14 protein-coding genes are annotated in these 15,067 nt (G+C 40.6%); 6 read left to right on the plus strand and 8 right to left on the minus strand.

The window, feature by feature from the left end; translation table 11 throughout:
• Positions 1-78: 78 nt before the first annotated feature.
• A complete protein-coding gene (locus tag FXV91_RS15275) occupies positions 79-579 on the plus strand; it encodes a phosphate-starvation-inducible PsiE family protein (RefSeq protein WP_229391541.1) in 501 nt (166 codons plus the stop codon).
• Between the two features lie 514 nt (positions 580-1,093).
• Here FXV91_RS15275 and FXV91_RS15280 read toward each other — a convergent pair.
• The 6 genes from FXV91_RS15280 to FXV91_RS15305 form a co-directional block, all read right to left on the minus strand.
• Positions 1,094-2,182: a DUF5305 domain-containing protein gene (locus FXV91_RS15280; RefSeq protein ID WP_229391542.1), complete on the minus strand. Its 1,089-nt coding sequence runs from the start codon at positions 2,180-2,182 to the stop codon at positions 1,094-1,096.
• Between the two features lie 124 nt (positions 2,183-2,306).
• Entirely contained in the window at positions 2,307-3,338 is a 1,032-nt protein-coding gene (locus FXV91_RS15285; protein WP_229391543.1) for a signal peptidase I, read from the minus strand.
• A 109-nt stretch (positions 3,339-3,447) separates the two neighbouring features.
• Complete coding sequence (locus FXV91_RS15290) at positions 3,448-4,110, minus strand: hypothetical protein (RefSeq protein ID WP_229391544.1); 663 nt, start codon at positions 4,108-4,110, stop codon at positions 3,448-3,450.
• Between the two features lie 80 nt (positions 4,111-4,190).
• Positions 4,191-4,670, minus strand: a complete 480-nt coding sequence (locus FXV91_RS15295; protein WP_229391545.1) for a signal peptidase I — start codon at positions 4,668-4,670, stop codon at positions 4,191-4,193.
• Positions 4,671-5,426: 756 nt separating this feature from the next.
• Positions 5,427-5,999: a SipW-dependent-type signal peptide-containing protein gene (locus FXV91_RS15300; RefSeq protein WP_229391546.1), complete on the minus strand. Its 573-nt coding sequence runs from the start codon at positions 5,997-5,999 to the stop codon at positions 5,427-5,429.
• Positions 6,000-6,524: 525 nt separating this feature from the next.
• Entirely contained in the window at positions 6,525-7,022 is a 498-nt protein-coding gene (locus FXV91_RS15305; protein WP_229391547.1) for a hypothetical protein, read from the minus strand.
• A 379-nt stretch (positions 7,023-7,401) separates the two neighbouring features.
• Between FXV91_RS15305 and FXV91_RS15310 the strand changes: the two genes are divergently transcribed.
• Positions 7,402-8,133: an endonuclease III domain-containing protein gene (locus FXV91_RS15310; protein ID WP_229391548.1), complete on the plus strand. Its 732-nt coding sequence runs from the start codon at positions 7,402-7,404 to the stop codon at positions 8,131-8,133.
• A 395-nt stretch (positions 8,134-8,528) separates the two neighbouring features.
• Here FXV91_RS15310 and FXV91_RS15315 read toward each other — a convergent pair whose 3' ends face one another.
• Positions 8,529-8,741, minus strand: a complete 213-nt coding sequence (locus FXV91_RS15315; RefSeq protein ID WP_229391549.1) for a hypothetical protein — start codon at positions 8,739-8,741, stop codon at positions 8,529-8,531.
• 513 nt (positions 8,742-9,254) lie between these two features.
• Here FXV91_RS15315 and FXV91_RS15320 point away from each other — a divergent pair.
• The 3 genes from FXV91_RS15320 to FXV91_RS15330 all read left to right on the plus strand — a co-directional run bounded on the left by FXV91_RS15320 (position 9,255) and on the right by FXV91_RS15330 (position 13,337).
• Positions 9,255-11,267: a histidine kinase dimerization/phosphoacceptor domain -containing protein gene (locus FXV91_RS15320; RefSeq protein WP_229391550.1), complete on the plus strand. Its 2,013-nt coding sequence runs from the start codon at positions 9,255-9,257 to the stop codon at positions 11,265-11,267.
• Positions 11,268-11,383: 116 nt separating this feature from the next.
• Positions 11,384-12,319 carry a toast rack family protein gene (locus tag FXV91_RS15325; protein WP_229391551.1) on the plus strand — a complete coding sequence of 312 codons (936 nt, stop codon included), beginning with the start codon at positions 11,384-11,386 and terminating at the stop codon, positions 12,317-12,319.
• A 208-nt stretch (positions 12,320-12,527) separates the two neighbouring features.
• On the plus strand, positions 12,528-13,337 hold the full coding sequence (locus FXV91_RS15330; protein ID WP_229391552.1) for an alpha/beta hydrolase: 810 nt from the start codon (positions 12,528-12,530) through the stop codon (positions 13,335-13,337).
• A gap of 278 nt (positions 13,338-13,615) precedes the next feature.
• Here FXV91_RS15330 and FXV91_RS15335 read toward each other — a convergent pair whose 3' ends face one another.
• Positions 13,616-14,260, minus strand: a complete 645-nt coding sequence (locus tag FXV91_RS15335) for a uracil-DNA glycosylase family protein (protein WP_229391553.1) — start codon at positions 14,258-14,260, stop codon at positions 13,616-13,618.
• A 297-nt stretch (positions 14,261-14,557) separates the two neighbouring features.
• Here FXV91_RS15335 and FXV91_RS19940 point away from each other — a divergent pair, with 297 nt between their 5' ends.
• Entirely contained in the window at positions 14,558-14,683 is a 126-nt protein-coding gene (locus tag FXV91_RS19940; RefSeq protein WP_255680645.1) for a hypothetical protein, read from the plus strand.
• Positions 14,684-15,067 lie beyond the last annotated feature (384 nt).

The raw sequence follows: 15,067 nt of genomic DNA on the forward strand, positions 1-15,067 counted from the left end.
TTAAACTATAGATAATAGTGCCAATAACTCTATATAATTAAAAAAGTATGTATGTTACGTATTTATATGGAGGGAAAAATGGATAGTATAAAATTATTTAAGCAGGTTACGGATGCAATCACCACAATCATCCTTTACATACTGCTGCTCGCGTTAATTGTGGGCATGGCAAAGACCTTACTTGATATTCGCTTTATTATTTTTGAGTCTCTTGAGAGCGGATTCACTCATATGGTAACAAGTGTACTGACAGTTTTTATTGTTATTGACCTTTTCAAAGCTTTTGTTGATTACCACGAACACGACCGGATTAAGCTTACGGATATAACGGATGCCACAATTTTAATAGTACTCCGTGAGATCGCTGTGGGCCTTTATTCCCAGAAGTTCGGGTATGAATTTATTTTGAGCCTTGCTGTACTGCTTCTTGTGCTGGGCATAATGAGAGTTCTTGCTGTCACATATTCCCCGGCAAAAGTCCAGGTGCCTTCTGCCCCTTTAAAAGCTCAAGAGCAGCCTTCAAAAACAGGCATAAGCGCCTTGCTTGAACGGTGCAGTCCTGAGCCCGACGGTAATTAACCTCATACCTGAAAACAATTAATCTATTACCTGAATTAGTCTATTACCTGAAAAACCTCTTAACAGATCTCATTTGCCCCCAAAAGGCAAGATGAGAAACACTACCTTTTTATCTGGAGAATCAAGAAAATGTAGATCCTATAATCGGCAGGTATTTTGTATTTTTTGAATAATTTTACCCGGTACCTTTTTTGCTATATTTTAGAAATACATCTGGTATCTATAATTCCATACACGCGCTCTCACTTATATGTGAATCGATGTATATGAATTGATATATATGAACCGAGGTTTCGAGCATGTGTAAACATTATCAAAAATTTTAAGACAGATATTATTGTTTCAAAAACAATACCATGAAAAAAGCTTAAATTTTTATGTCAACATGCCAAATATAGGTTAAATAGAGGAGAACCAATAGAAGAGAACCTAGTAAAAAATAAATATATAAATTAATTTTCTCTGTAAGCTCTCTCAACGTTACTTCCAATTCAGTTGATTTTATTTTTTCTTCTTATGTATCAAAGAAAATATACAGCGCACTATTGTGAATCATGAAATATGTCCCGGCTTCTGTGTCATATATTACCCGTGAATTCATATCAACAGCAGCATCTATAAGTTCCTGGAGTGAAGAAATCTCAACCTTCATAAGGGAATCCCTTTCTTCAGGGAGTTTGCCTTTGCTGATAAATTCCTTAAAAGTAGAGCGTCTGCGTTCCTTTTCCAGTTTTTCGATATATTCGGGCTCAACCTTATTCATTTTCATGAAAGGAAGAATCATCCCTACAAGTACTGTGCTTAGAAGGAATAAGGACAGGGGTATCTTGATAATGGACACCGATGGGTCCTTCTGGACTCTAAACTTTTTATATGTATCAGTATCTTCGCTGAACTTCAGTTCTTCAGGCATCTGATAGTATGAAGAACCTACTACGAGCGGTATGGCAAACTCTTCTGTACCTTCGACATTCTCCCCGTTTATTTTTCCGTCATAGTTGACGCGGGTTACAATTTCTATTGTTGAATCCTGTGAGTATTTTAGCTGGTCCTGCACTCCTTTGACCATTGCCTGAATTTCGGGCACGTTAAGGGAAAACTCCTGGGTGACCGAATCCCCGTTATTAATATGATCAAATCCTTCAGATTTCAAAGGAAACTCTTTTTGCCAGAAGATTTTCTCTTCTTCCCCGGATACTTCCTTACTTGTCGCAACAATTATTGTCTCCCTCTCTACGCTGACGTCCGCAGAATCCGTAGCTTCAAGGCAGTACGTAAAAGAAACGTCAACAGTTGGAGACACTGCAAAAAAATAAGCCGGCTTTCCCATCTCAAGTATTGTCCCCTTCGCATAGAGTGGGTTTGCCTCCGTTACAGGTGCAGTATATGTATACGTGCCATACTGCGTATAGGAAGAAACCAGTTTTTCCTGGACATCATACCCTGACCCTGTATATGCCCCATAAGTCCACAGCCCGGAAAAAACCATGGTCATCCCGAATACGAATATAAGTAGTGCAAATTTTTCTATTATAACATTTTTAAGTTTAAGAGACACAATATTCAGAGTCTTACCTCCATTTCCCCGTGTGTCATTAAGCACTTAAACATTTAAATCTTTTATCGGTTTTATGTATATCTTTTTATATTACGCTCAAATTATTGATTAAGTTCGGGGATAGGCAAACGTAGAGCTCAATTTCATCTGAAACGAATTCTCCGCAAGTTTAACTCATGTGTAACGTCCTTTTCCACTGTACAAACAACCGGTGGAATCTGACCCTCCTTCCCCTCCCTCCAACTGCCGATTTCCTGTACCAAAGAGGAAACAGGAGCAGTGTAAAAACTGAGGTATAAAGCAAAACTCCGGCAATCGCAGGAAGATAGGGGTTTATATCTGCCAGCAAAATTATCCAGAAGACCGGCAATATATAAGGCACTGAACTGACCGCAGCGGGTGTATTTTCCGGCGCAGTAACCTGAGTTATGTTGGCCGGGGGAACCACCCCGTACCAGGGTTCAATGGCAAGCCTCTGCCTCGAATCGTCAGGCACGAAAACATATACTGACGGCAGGAAGCCGGGGTTTTCTACCATATTTTCTCCCTCCAGCACTACAGGACCGTTCTCCCCCAGGTTTTCCGCAACAACCCCTGTAAAAACAAGCCCGCTTATAAGAATGAGCGCTGCAAGCCTTCTTCCCTTAACGACATAAGAAACGCGCCTTGCCGCCTTTTTCTGTTCGCGTTCCATTTTGCGGGCACGGGCTGGATTGGAGTACTCTATTATATTCCTGACCTCATCCAGAATGATCAGGCCTGCAGGCAGGATGACCGTAAGGAAAAAAAGCATTTTATCATTTGAAGCCTCGGGCAGATATCCTGCAAAAGGAATGACAAAAATCAGCTTTCCCACAATGTTCGATGCAGGCACCTTAAAGCTGTCTTCTTCCTCGTTTGCATCCCCTTTTGTCCTGAAAAGCCGTTCACCTCTCTCTTCGATGGATATAATCCTATGGGTAACAAAAGAATCAGGTTTACTGCCCGGGTCCCTGAAAGCTATAACGTCCCCTACCTCAAGCTCATCTGGATTGACAGATTTTACGGTTATCATATCTCCAGGCAGCATTAAAGGCGTCATACTCCCGCTCAACACTATCAGAGCCTTCGCTGACCCTGTAAAGAATGGAATTAAGGAACTAATAAGGAATACTGCAACCAGAAAGACAATTGCAGTCTGCAGGACTTCTTTTTCCTTCACGCTTCTACTCCTTTCACAAATTTCCATCCAGGGAAATTTTTGACCTTCCTGACCCCCTTCTTCTGTATTTATAGCAGGAGAGGAAAATCCTGACTTTCCCCTGTATCTATTACGTATTTTTCCTGTTACTGACTATTTTCTGTACAGGTACAGGTGCTTCCTGCCCATTTACAGATCCATATTCTTGGCTACTTTCTGTCTCTATTACTTCTGTATTTGGCGCAGATACTTCCTGTTCTTTCTGGCCCGTATCTATTCCGGAAGCTTCCTGCGCATTCGGACTCTCTATTTGTGGATCTGCCGCAAAAGATTCCTGAAAATTCGAGCGGTATTTGGGATCCGTTACAAAGCTCCTTACAGACCCATCACCCATAATAATGTTAATTGTGAAGGGTGCAAGGCTAAATATGTCGCTATCGAAATAAAACTCAAGATTTGCAGAAGAATCATTCCCAAGCACATAGTTCTCCACGTCCATTACTTCCCCTACTTTCCTGCTGCCTGTGAAGAATTCTTTTCCGTGTACCTTTATCTCTGTTATAGATCTGGCATCACCCTTGGAAATATCCCACCAGATCTGGATTTTATCAATGGTCACACTCTGGGTCCCACTGACATCAAAAGTGATTCCTTGAAGTTTTTCACCGTTTTCAATGAGCTTGCTGTCGGAAACTATGAGATGATCGGCTTCATTGTCCCAGACAGCTGCTGTCATTGCGTTTCCAGCACTGTATTCAACATCATAGAAATAAGCAAATGTATTTTCCGTCAAACAGTTGAATTCTGTTCCTGATAAAATGAGAGATGTTAACAGCATTCCATAAAGTATTATCTTATTGAATGCCCTCATTTTTATCGCCTCATTGAACCCATAATCTCAAGCAATTCCTGTATAATCAGGATTGATGCAGGAAAAATTACAAGTATTAAAAATCCCTTTGAAGTCCCTGCAAAATGAATTAAACTCCCAAAGTATGGTATCTTGAAAAGCATAATTCCTACAACGTCTTCAGGAGAAACCATGTAGTCATCTGGTTCAGTGTATGCGTCTCCTTTAGTTCTATAACTCCCTTTTTCGATTCCCACTATCCTGTGAGTGACTATAAGCCTCTCATTTTCTTCAAATGTATGATGATAGGACACTATATCTCCAACAACGGGCTGCGTTTCTGTAGTGTCGACCACAATTATATCGCTGGCTGTTATTGTGGGCTCCATGCTGCTTCCTGTCACAGTCATGAGCTGGACTGAGCCTGTTGGGATTATAGTGCTGAGAATTGGTATGATCACAATGATAAGCAATGTTGAAATAAAATTCTCTATTATTTTCATATTCCACAAGTCGATCTTATTTTCTTAGTCCATTTGTAAAAATAGAAATGTGTGGAATGTGCTGTTCGAAGTTCCCCACATTTACTTGCTTGCCTCCTGATTTACGGCGACTCCTATAGTCATACAAGTTTTATTAAGTGAGACATATTTAATTCCTTGGGAGATGGAAGGTTATCAAGTTTGGTTTTTGAGAGATCTCCAGGATATCTTACATTATTACAATTCTTATCGGATAAGAACTGATGATTGTACTGATATGAGCCACTTAGTACCATACGAGATCAGTTACAGGAACATTTATTACCACAACAGAATATTTCATTCCGTCAACCATGAGGAACTTTGTCATTTTTAACACCATTTTTGTCAGCATCTGACTCGGATCTATTCCGTGACCATTATTTGCTTTCCTATCGTCATCCTCATGTTCATCCTTATAAAAACGAATTTTGACATGGTTTGCTTCCAGGCTTCCAAGGTTGTGTATTCTGATATCTCCTCCTTAACTATGCTTCCGGGAGCCAATGACACTTCTACTAAGTATTAGGATGGAATTGTATCTGTTATATAAATTAAGAGTCCCAGCTGTCAAGGAATTTCCACTCGGTATCTCATATCGCGATTCTCTGCACACTCCCTATACAGGCTAGAAAACGCACAAGAGATATTGGCAGGACTGCAGAAGCAGAAGGTATCAGTTTCATTTTTGATGCCTCCTAATAAAAAATAGTAAGGAATAACCTTACTATTCCTTACTCAGGTCTGAGTTAAAGCCTGATTCAGAGTGAACTCAAGGTCGAAGACAAATTTGTCAGTTTGAATCTCGTTGTTTGCATTGTCAACTGCATATGTAAGATCAATCTTCGTGTCTGCACCATTAGAGAGCGATCCAAGACTCCTTGTATATATACTACCTTTATTATAAATTGTTAGATTATCTGCATAAATTGTCAGATGCTTTCCAAGCTCTCCTATTTCAGGAGTTGTATCGTCTTGAATTTCAGGATCTATTATACTATTTTCAAGATTTTTTATAGTTGTTTCATTAATAGTTACGGAGAGATTTCCGTCAACAGAACCTTCGTTTTTTACGTATATGGGTCCAATATTACCTTTATCATTTGGATATAAGCCATCAAGAGTGAAGCCAGAGACTCCATTAGAATAGTTAGTTCCATCCTTCGATAACTTAAGATTCATAGTTCCAGCCGTAAGTGTGTTTCCAGTACTTTTTTCAGTATCACTGAATTGTGCCCATGTTCCGGCACCTGTCACAGCAGCGACCAAGCCAATAATGAGCACGCTCAAAAGTATCTTCTTGTTAAGCATTTCTTTACACCTCTTTGATCAATCCTATAATTGTCAATCGTCAATTTGCTTGTCATTTGCTCCCCAATCTCTGCAATAGAAAGGGAAGAAGCCAATTTCTGGTCTCGGTCCTTCGACCTCCTGCTCCCTCGATCTGAGCTATAGGACATATGAATTTATTTAATATAGTTATTGGCTGATTAGTGGTGTTTTAGGAGTGTTAATGGGCAATTAAGGTTATCAAGAGGCTTTATGATCTTATGGAAAGATAGGGTATGCTTAATACCTGAATGCTGTAAAAAGGGAGACATTAACCAGGAAAAGGCTAAACTTCAATTTATTTTATATAAAGATTCTTCATCTAGGATCTTGAAAACTGGCCTGAGATTCGGGCAGAAGGATCTGGATTTGTCTACACGCTAAGAGGAATAGAAAAATGACTGGTTAAAAGAAATTTTTATCTTGATAATGTGGGGTTAACATTATCGGATGGCTTTTGGTTGCTACATGAAAAAACAGGGGTTAAATCTGCACTATGATATACGCCTATCCTTCAAGTTTACGGAGATGGCACATGTTGGTTGTTGAGGAGACAAGAAAGATTATGCTTACGAAAAGCATCCACTGAGAACTTGAGATCCATTCGATGAGACCTGATAAGATGGTGAGGCTGCCACCAATGGCAAGGATGCTCAAGCCTAAGTAGAACTGGCTCCAGGAGATGTCACCTTTATCTACGGTTTCCATATATATATCGAAATCATGGACTGCGTGAAGAAGTTCCACAGTGTCATGTTCCCTGTTGTAGGTGATTATTCCCAGGCTTTCCATTTTTGGGATATGTGTCTGGAGTAGAGAGATATATATGCTTTTTCTGACATTGCTATTTGGCTCTTCGGTTTCGGCTTCCAAACGGGCGATTTCTTCAGACAGGGAGCGTACACTCTGATTTCCCTGGCTGCGCAGGAGTTCCAGAACATGCCTTCTCCGATCATTCTGGAGGACTCCAAAAATATCACTCTTTGACAATTGCGATTGTGTCATGAGAAGATCACTCTGAATTAATTTATACTGTTTTTGAGCATATAAACTTATTTAATTTCTCTTACTATATTTTTATGCAGATTGACCACAGATTGTTTTTTAATTATAAAAAGTAATAAAACACTGCAACCACGTATATTATCGAATCTTGTAACTAGGAAAATCTAAACAATAATGTATTGGCCGGGCGCTAAAGTTCCTTTTTTCAGAATAAAATCGGCAGTGCGAGGAGAGTTTTTGAACCTGTCTGAAAAAAGAATATATTAATCGTGCTTGAACATATCAAAGTTCCATTCTGCTACTCCTGAAATACAAATAATAACAAAACACATTTAAAGTTTGAATTTAAGCAATCCAGAAAATTGAAAAGAGAATCAAAATGTCTAGCAACAGAAAATCCAGTGTTAAATCAGTCATTCAAATAATTTATGATTATCTCTTTAATTCATACGGCCCTCAGGGCTGGTGGCCTCTGACAGAACTTCACTACATAGACGGGACAAACCCTACAAAAACAGGATCTGTCCGGGGGTATCATCCCGGAGACTACACCTATCCACATACAGATAGTCAGCAGTTTGAAATCATCTGCGGAGCCCTGCTTACGCAGAACACGAGCTGGCAGCAGGTTGAAAGAGCTCTCATCAACCTCCGGCAAACAAACTCCCTTTCTCCGGAGTCAATCCTTTCCATTGACCCGGAAGCCTTAAAAGAATTTATAAAGCCTGCAGGCTATTATAACCAGAAAGCAGCACGCCTCAAAACCCTTGCAGAATGGTTTCTGGAGTTGAAAAGCAGAATACCTCAGAGAGAAGAACTGCTCTCGCTAAAAGGTATAGGTCCCGAGACTGCAGACTCGATTCTGCTTTATGCCTTTAAGCAGCCTTCATTTGTGGTTGACACATACACAAGAAGAGTCGTAAGCAATCTCGGTCTGGCTGATGAAAAAGCAAAATATTCTGAAATCAAGGAATTGTTTGAAGAGAATCTGCCGAAAGATCTGGTCATCTATCAGGAATATCATGCTCTTCTTGTGGAACATGCAAAGAGGTATTATCAAAAGAAGATTAACTATTCTAAGTGTCCGCTTCTAAGAAGCTTTCTGGACTGAAATTGCCGGTTTGAACCGTACAGGGTGAAAATTGTGGCCGTACGAACTGAAAATTCGTAGATTAAAAGGTTTTTAAGGGGAAGAAGTAGCTACTTGCGAAACTTCGGATGAAGTTCTCGCTGTATTATGTTTCTTAGCCCGACTTAAATACTGGTTTACGTGATCAAATTCTGGGCATTCAAATGTCCTTCCGTAATTGAATACTTGATCTAATCCAGAATTTCGTTACGCATTGGTTGTGCTTTGGTTGTGCTTTGGTTGTGCTTTGGTTGTGCTTTGGTTGTGCTTTGGTTGTGCTTTGGTTGTGCTTTGGTTGTGCTTTGGTTGTGCTTTGGTTGTGCTTTGGTTGTGCTTTGGTTGTACTTTCCTGTTTTTTCCCGAGAGGGGCAGCATCCTTATAAGAGCTTTATTCCATACCAGTCGGAAAGTTCTGCATCAAGGACCCCTTCATGGACCATCTTCTCGATCTCGTTTTCGACCTGTCCGTAAGTGAACTTATAGTCATATGAGATCGCTGAGATTACATCCGGGCTATGACAGAACCTGTCTGGAAATGCCTTATTGAATATTGTCACGTTCTCGATAATTAAGTTTCTAAGTTTTTCCATTTTATATCACCTTTTTTATTTTTAATTTATGGTTTATTCTTATTTTCATTTGTTTTCGGTTTCTCTTAGACATAATATAGTTTGTATGGCTCATATAAATAGATTATCCAAGTAGTCACTATATATCATAGTGATCTATATATTTCTAAAACTCACATCATTGAGAATATTTTTGACTAATATAAAATTACTCACTCCGAATAATTACCCAGTTTACTTATATAAATTTTGTGTTCAGTCTGAGAAAAAGTGTAAGGATTGAACACCAGAGGAAGTAATTTATTAGAGTAAAAGTATATTATAATGCAATAGGAGCAAGAAAACAAACAATAGCTACAAGAAAACAAACAATAGCTACAAGAACTTTTGTTCTAAACCTCTACCCGAGAAGAAATCTTAGGTCGTAGAGACGATTATTCAAAAATTTATAAATGCTGGCGGATTTCTGGTCTGCGAATATTAATTTCTGACTGAGGGCTTTTAGAGGGGTAGACTCCTGGGGGAAGGAGCATAGTGAATCAACTGGTGTTTCAAAATCCAAATCCTATTCTTCGGGCCGGGGCTGATGGGAGGGTCATCTATTCAAACACAGCAGGTGAGGCCCTGTTGCGCAGGTGGGATATTAAAGTAGGGGAGAAACTTCCTCATTCAGTAGAGGCTCTTATTAAAAGAGTTGTTTCCAGGACCGATCCGGAAAGAACAGAAGTTAAAGTGGGAAAAAAAGTGTATTTCATAGCTTTTTATCCCGTGCCCGGGAAGGAGTATGTAAACATCTACGGGTCTGACATAAGCGGGCAAAAAAAGCTGGGAGAAAAACTCCGTATCAAAGAAAAGCAGTATAACGCTCTTTATACACTCGGGAGAATGGCCCTCAAATGTGAAAGTCTTCAGGCTTTTATGGATGAAAGTGTAAGGCTGATCGCTAAAACCCTGGACCTTGAGTTTTGCAAAATCCTTGAACTCACACCTGACGGAAATTTCCTGCTCAGAGCAGGTACCGGCTGGAAACCCGGTTTTGTAGGAAAAGCAGTGGTAGAAGGAGGTAAATGGTCTCAGGCAGGATATACAGTGTTTTCAAAGGTGCCTGTAATAGTAAGAAATTTTGCAGAAGAAAACCGTTTTGAAGCCCCGGAAATCCTGAGAGAGCACGATATTGCAAGCGGGATTAGCGTCACTATAGGGGATGTAGAAAAACCATTCGGAGTGCTTGGCGCTCATTCTACAAAGAAAAGGAAATTTACCGCGGATGAAACCTACTTTTTAAATTCTGTTGCTTTTGTGATTGCGGAAGTTATTGAGCGCAGGCAGGCGGAAGAAGAGTTACGTCAGTACAAGGAACACCTGGAAGAGCTTGTTAATGAAAGGACTTCTGAGCTTACAAAAATAAATGAACAATTGTTCAGTGAAGTTTCGACCCGCAAACAGGTGGAAAAAGACCTTCAAAATAGCGTATACTTCCTTGAGACATTCCTTGATGCCATACCCTCTCCTGTGTTTTACAGAAACCTTGAAGGTATCTACCAGGGCTGCAATGAGATGTTTGCCAGACAGGTCCTCGGCCTTCCGAAAGAAAAAATAATAGGGCACTCCATGTACGAATTCAAGGGACAGTACTCTAAAGAGACGCTCAATAAATCCGTATATTATGACAATATACTTCTGAAAGAAGGCAAAAGCCTGCCTCACGAATTGAAAATAAAATGTGCAATAGATGGAGAGTTAAGGGATTTCCTTGCCCACAAAGCTATTTACAGTGATGTATCCGGGGAAATAATCGGGATTGTAGGCGTAATGCTTGATATTACGGAACGCAAAAAGGCAGAGCAGGCCCTTTTAAAAACTGAGGAAATCAGGAAAAAAGAGATCCACCACAGGATTAAAAACAACCTTCAGGTAATCTCATCCCTGCTCAGCCTCCAGGCCGAGCATTTCAGTGATAAAAAAGTAAAGGAATCCTTCCATGATAGCCAGAACAGGGTTATATCGATGTCCCTCATTCATGAAGAGCTTTATAAGACCGGACAGAACGGAGATGTAGAGACCTTTGATTTTAAAGCCTACATCCAGAAACTGGCAAATGAGCTCTTCCGGTCATATATGATAGGAAATGAAGGTATCCACTTAAAGCTTGATATGGAAAGCGCATTCCTTGGGATGGATACCGGAATTCCTCTGGGGATCATTATCAATGAACTTGTGTCTAATTCTTTAAAGCATGCTTTTCCTGCTGGAAGAGGCGGGGAAATACAGATTAAACTCCACCGTACAGGTATTATCAGTCAAAATCAGGACAATAACCGGCACCCTGAAAGTTGTGAGGTCTCTGAGTTCTTACTGACAGTTTCGGATAATGGAATCGGTCTTCCTGAATATATTGATTTCAGACGTACCTCCTCTCTCGGCCTTCAACTTGTAAATATTCTTGTAGACCAGATCGATGGTAGTATCGAACTTAAAGGAGGAAAAGGGACCGAATTCAGGATAAATTTCATGGAAGAAACCTGTCTTGAAGAGAAAAGTGGATGATGTTGGATTATTTATAAACCAATGAAGTGAACCAATGGAATAAACCAATGAAATAAACCAATGAAATAAACCGATAAAATTAATCGGTACAGGCTAATAAAAACCGAGGTTAGAGAATGGGGTCTCAGAAGGCTTTGAGCTTCAGTTTGCTTTGTGGCCTATCAGTTTTTCTGGCTGTGCTGCTGTCGGGCTGTGGGTGCATTGAGGTAGGAGAGCTTCAGGTTGAGTCCAGATCGGTTGAGCCGGCGGGAGCCGAATCTGCAGACCTGGAGTTTGATATGGCCAGTGGAAATATGGAAATCAGTGGAGGCACGGACAACCTGCTTGATGCCGAATTCCGGTACAATGTTGAAGACTGGAGACCGGAAATGGGATATGAAGTACGGGAAAAAACAGGCAGACTTACAATCAGGCAGCCTGAAGTACAGGGAGTTGCAGGAGGAAATCGAATCCGGAACGAATGGGACCTGCGTCTCAATCAGGAAATGCCGATAAACCTGAGTGCTGATCTTGAAAATGGAAACTCCGAGCTTTCCCTTGGCAGCTCTTTGCTTAATACACTTGCTCTCAACACTAATAACGGAAATATGCAGGCAGAACTTACAGGTAACCAGTCCCTGCTAAAAAAGGTGAATTTGATGCATTCCAATGGCAATGTCCTGCTAACTCTCTCAGGAGACTACCCCTCTCTATCAGGCATAACAATAGAGTCAGCCAATGGGAATATTCAGTCAGAGCTTTCAGGCAGCTACTCTTCCCTGGATCATGTGAGAATCAAACTGAACAACGGAAACATCCTTGCAGACCTCACAGGTAACTGGAGCCAGAACTCCAGTATAGAAGTGCTGGTGAATACCGGTGAAATAACCCTGCTCCTGCCCGGAAACACAGGGGTTTATGTTGAAGCCGCTACGCCTGTCGCTGTAGAAGCTGCAGGTTTCAGGCAGGAAGGAGATGCTTACGTCAACGACGCGTATGGAGAATCAGAAGTAACCTTAAACATAAGTGCCTCATCAAGCATAGGAAGTATTAAACTGCAGCTGGCAGATTAAAAGCCTCCAAGACCACAAGCGAAAATGATCATAAAATTATAAAACCGGCATTTTTCAGGAAATTGACTGGCGCCAATTAAAAGTCATTGCAGATTATAAGCAGAACCACGCAGCAAAAACAGACAAAATAAGCAGGAAAATAGATAAATTAGCCTGTGAACGGCTAAATCAGCCCGCGAAAGTCGAGGGCGGCAGGAGGGCATAAAACATGGTATTTGTTACCAAATCTGTTGAGCTTCCCAACAGGGTCGTGCTTCCATATGTTGAGCAGGGAGACATATCGGGCGTTCCCGTATTGTTTTTGCATGCCGTTGCAGACTCATGGCGTTCCTTCGAACGCTTGCTGCTTAACCTGCCCGAATCTATACATGCCATATCTCTGACGCAAAGGGGCCATGGTGATGCAAGCCGCCCTGAAGCGGGCTATCAACCACATGATTTTGCGGCTGACCTTCTGGCTTTTATGGACGTACTTCAGCTTGAAGCAGCCGTGGTCGTGGGGGGTTCCAGCGGAGGCATTATCGCCCGGCGCTTTGCAATCGACCATCCCGACCGCACCCTCGGGCTTGTGCTTCTGGGATCTCCTTTCACCCTGAAAGACAAAACGGTCCTGCAGGAGCTGTGGGACTCTACAATATCGAAAATGACAGAACCTGTTGACCCGCGGATTGCACGTGAATTTGTAGAGGATACACTTGCTCAGCCATTGCCGCAGGCATTTTTAGAAACGCTGGTGCAGGAAAGCCAGAAGGTCCCTGCACGTGTATGGAAAGCGACATTCGAAGGTCTCCTGGAAGATGATTCTTCTGGAGAGCTCGATAAGATAAAGGTTCCCACCCTGGTTATCTGGGGAGATCATGATGCATTCTTACCCCTGAGCGACCAGGAAACCCTAAAAGAAGCAATCCCAGGCTCACAATTCATTGTATATCCCGGTGCCGGACACGCATTCTACTGGGAAGATCCCGCTCGCGTTGCATCCTACCTTGTGGCATTCATCGAAGAGATCACCGATTGATTGTAAATGTATGGAAGGCAGTTACTGTCCCTTTATATTTTATATTTCTTAAAATCCCTCTGAATCCCTGAGCAATAAAAATCCCTTCTTTCTTTTTAAACTCTCTATTAACCTTATTTAACTCTCAATCTTATTTAACTCTCTATTAAGGAATAAAGAAGATACAATTTCATGATTTTTGTTCTCGGTATTGTCTTCAGCAATGGTTATGAAGTCATTCCCAAAGTGAATATTTGAAATTATATTTTTACCATTCCTAAGTTTTATTCACCCTCTATTTACTCTCTATTAAGAAGATTCTTAGATGTCCCGCTCGACTCCAGTATCTTAACCGCTTCAGCAAGATCTTCAGCTATCATCACTCTTTTTGATTTCTCAATCAGGTAATTCTGTCCAGTCTGCAAATATGAAGGAAAAACCCGCTTTCCCTCATAATAAAACTGATCCTTTCTTATTTTGTATGTAGAACCAGCAGGAATCGTATTTTTACCGTTCCGCCTCTTGCTGATGTAGTTGAAAGCCTTTATTGCAACATCCCCCATTAACAAATAAACCTCAATATTCGGAAAGAGAGAAAGCTCATTCTCCAGTACAAAAGAGCAATTTTTAATCGTTGCAGCTGAAATCCCATACTGAGTTTTTGGGCATTTTACCGCAGTCGTCAGGTAGAATCCGAGATCAAGGATCTCCTGTATGCTGCTTACAGAAATTCCAGCGTCATTAAACGCCTGTAAGGTTGTTTTCAAGAAAAACGGTTCTCCTGAAGCATAAAAATAGTCATGAGAGTTTTCAGGAGGAGCTTCAGAAATCATAATTACTTTAACTTTTCCAGGATCGATTTCCACAGCAGGCGCGAGACACCCGCTTTTATTGATATCGGAACAGGTAAAATCTTTACATTCAATATTTTCAGCAGGTTTCATTTTTGGGTTCACCTCGAGTTGACTCGCTGGTCACAGTGTAAGCTTTGCTTTCCTGCGGAATATCAAGCTGCTTTTAATCAGGTTTTCTTTGTGGGGCAGATTTGATGAATAGAAAGCTGTAGCCTACGACAACATAAGGCATAAGAACCCCATGAAGCTCTGAGTTTGATATATTCCTTCAAGTGCAGGATATGCTCATGTAAACTAAAATAATCTTTTAAGGTTACTTAATTTATTCGTGTATTTAAAGCTTCATTTAAAAAGCAACTAACAGGTAGCCGGTCAGAGCCCGGGGCTTTGGAGGCTGAAAATAACCTGTCATTCCGGTTGATTAAAACAAACAGGACCAAAGAAACAAACAGGAGCGAAGAAACAAACAGGAGCGAAGAAACAAACAAAACAGAAGAACTGAGGCTGGTATAATTAATCCAGAACCAAAACAAAGGTAAATAGAGAAATATAGAAAACAGAAATCAAAGTAACAGAGATTAAAGTATTAGAAAAGAGGGTATAAGTGACCCATAAGATCCGATCCACAATTCAATGTAGTTCTTTACTCAGTTAAGTTCTACTTATTTAAGTCACTACTCAGTTAAGTTACTACTTAGTCAAGTCATTACCTATTTAAGTTACATACCTTCTTCGTACGTCTTCTTCATAGATCTGGGACTGACCTTATGGATCAATTTATAATATGTTGTCAAGGTATAAAAAAATAGCGATAGAATACTTCTTTCTTTAGTAAGTAATAATTCCTGATATATAATCTGTATTTAAAAAACGATTGGCTAACCAGGAGTGGCTAGC

The sequence above is a fragment of the Methanosarcina sp. DH2 genome, from assembly GCF_020804225.1.
Classification (GTDB): Archaea; Halobacteriota; Methanosarcinia; order Methanosarcinales; family Methanosarcinaceae; genus Methanosarcina.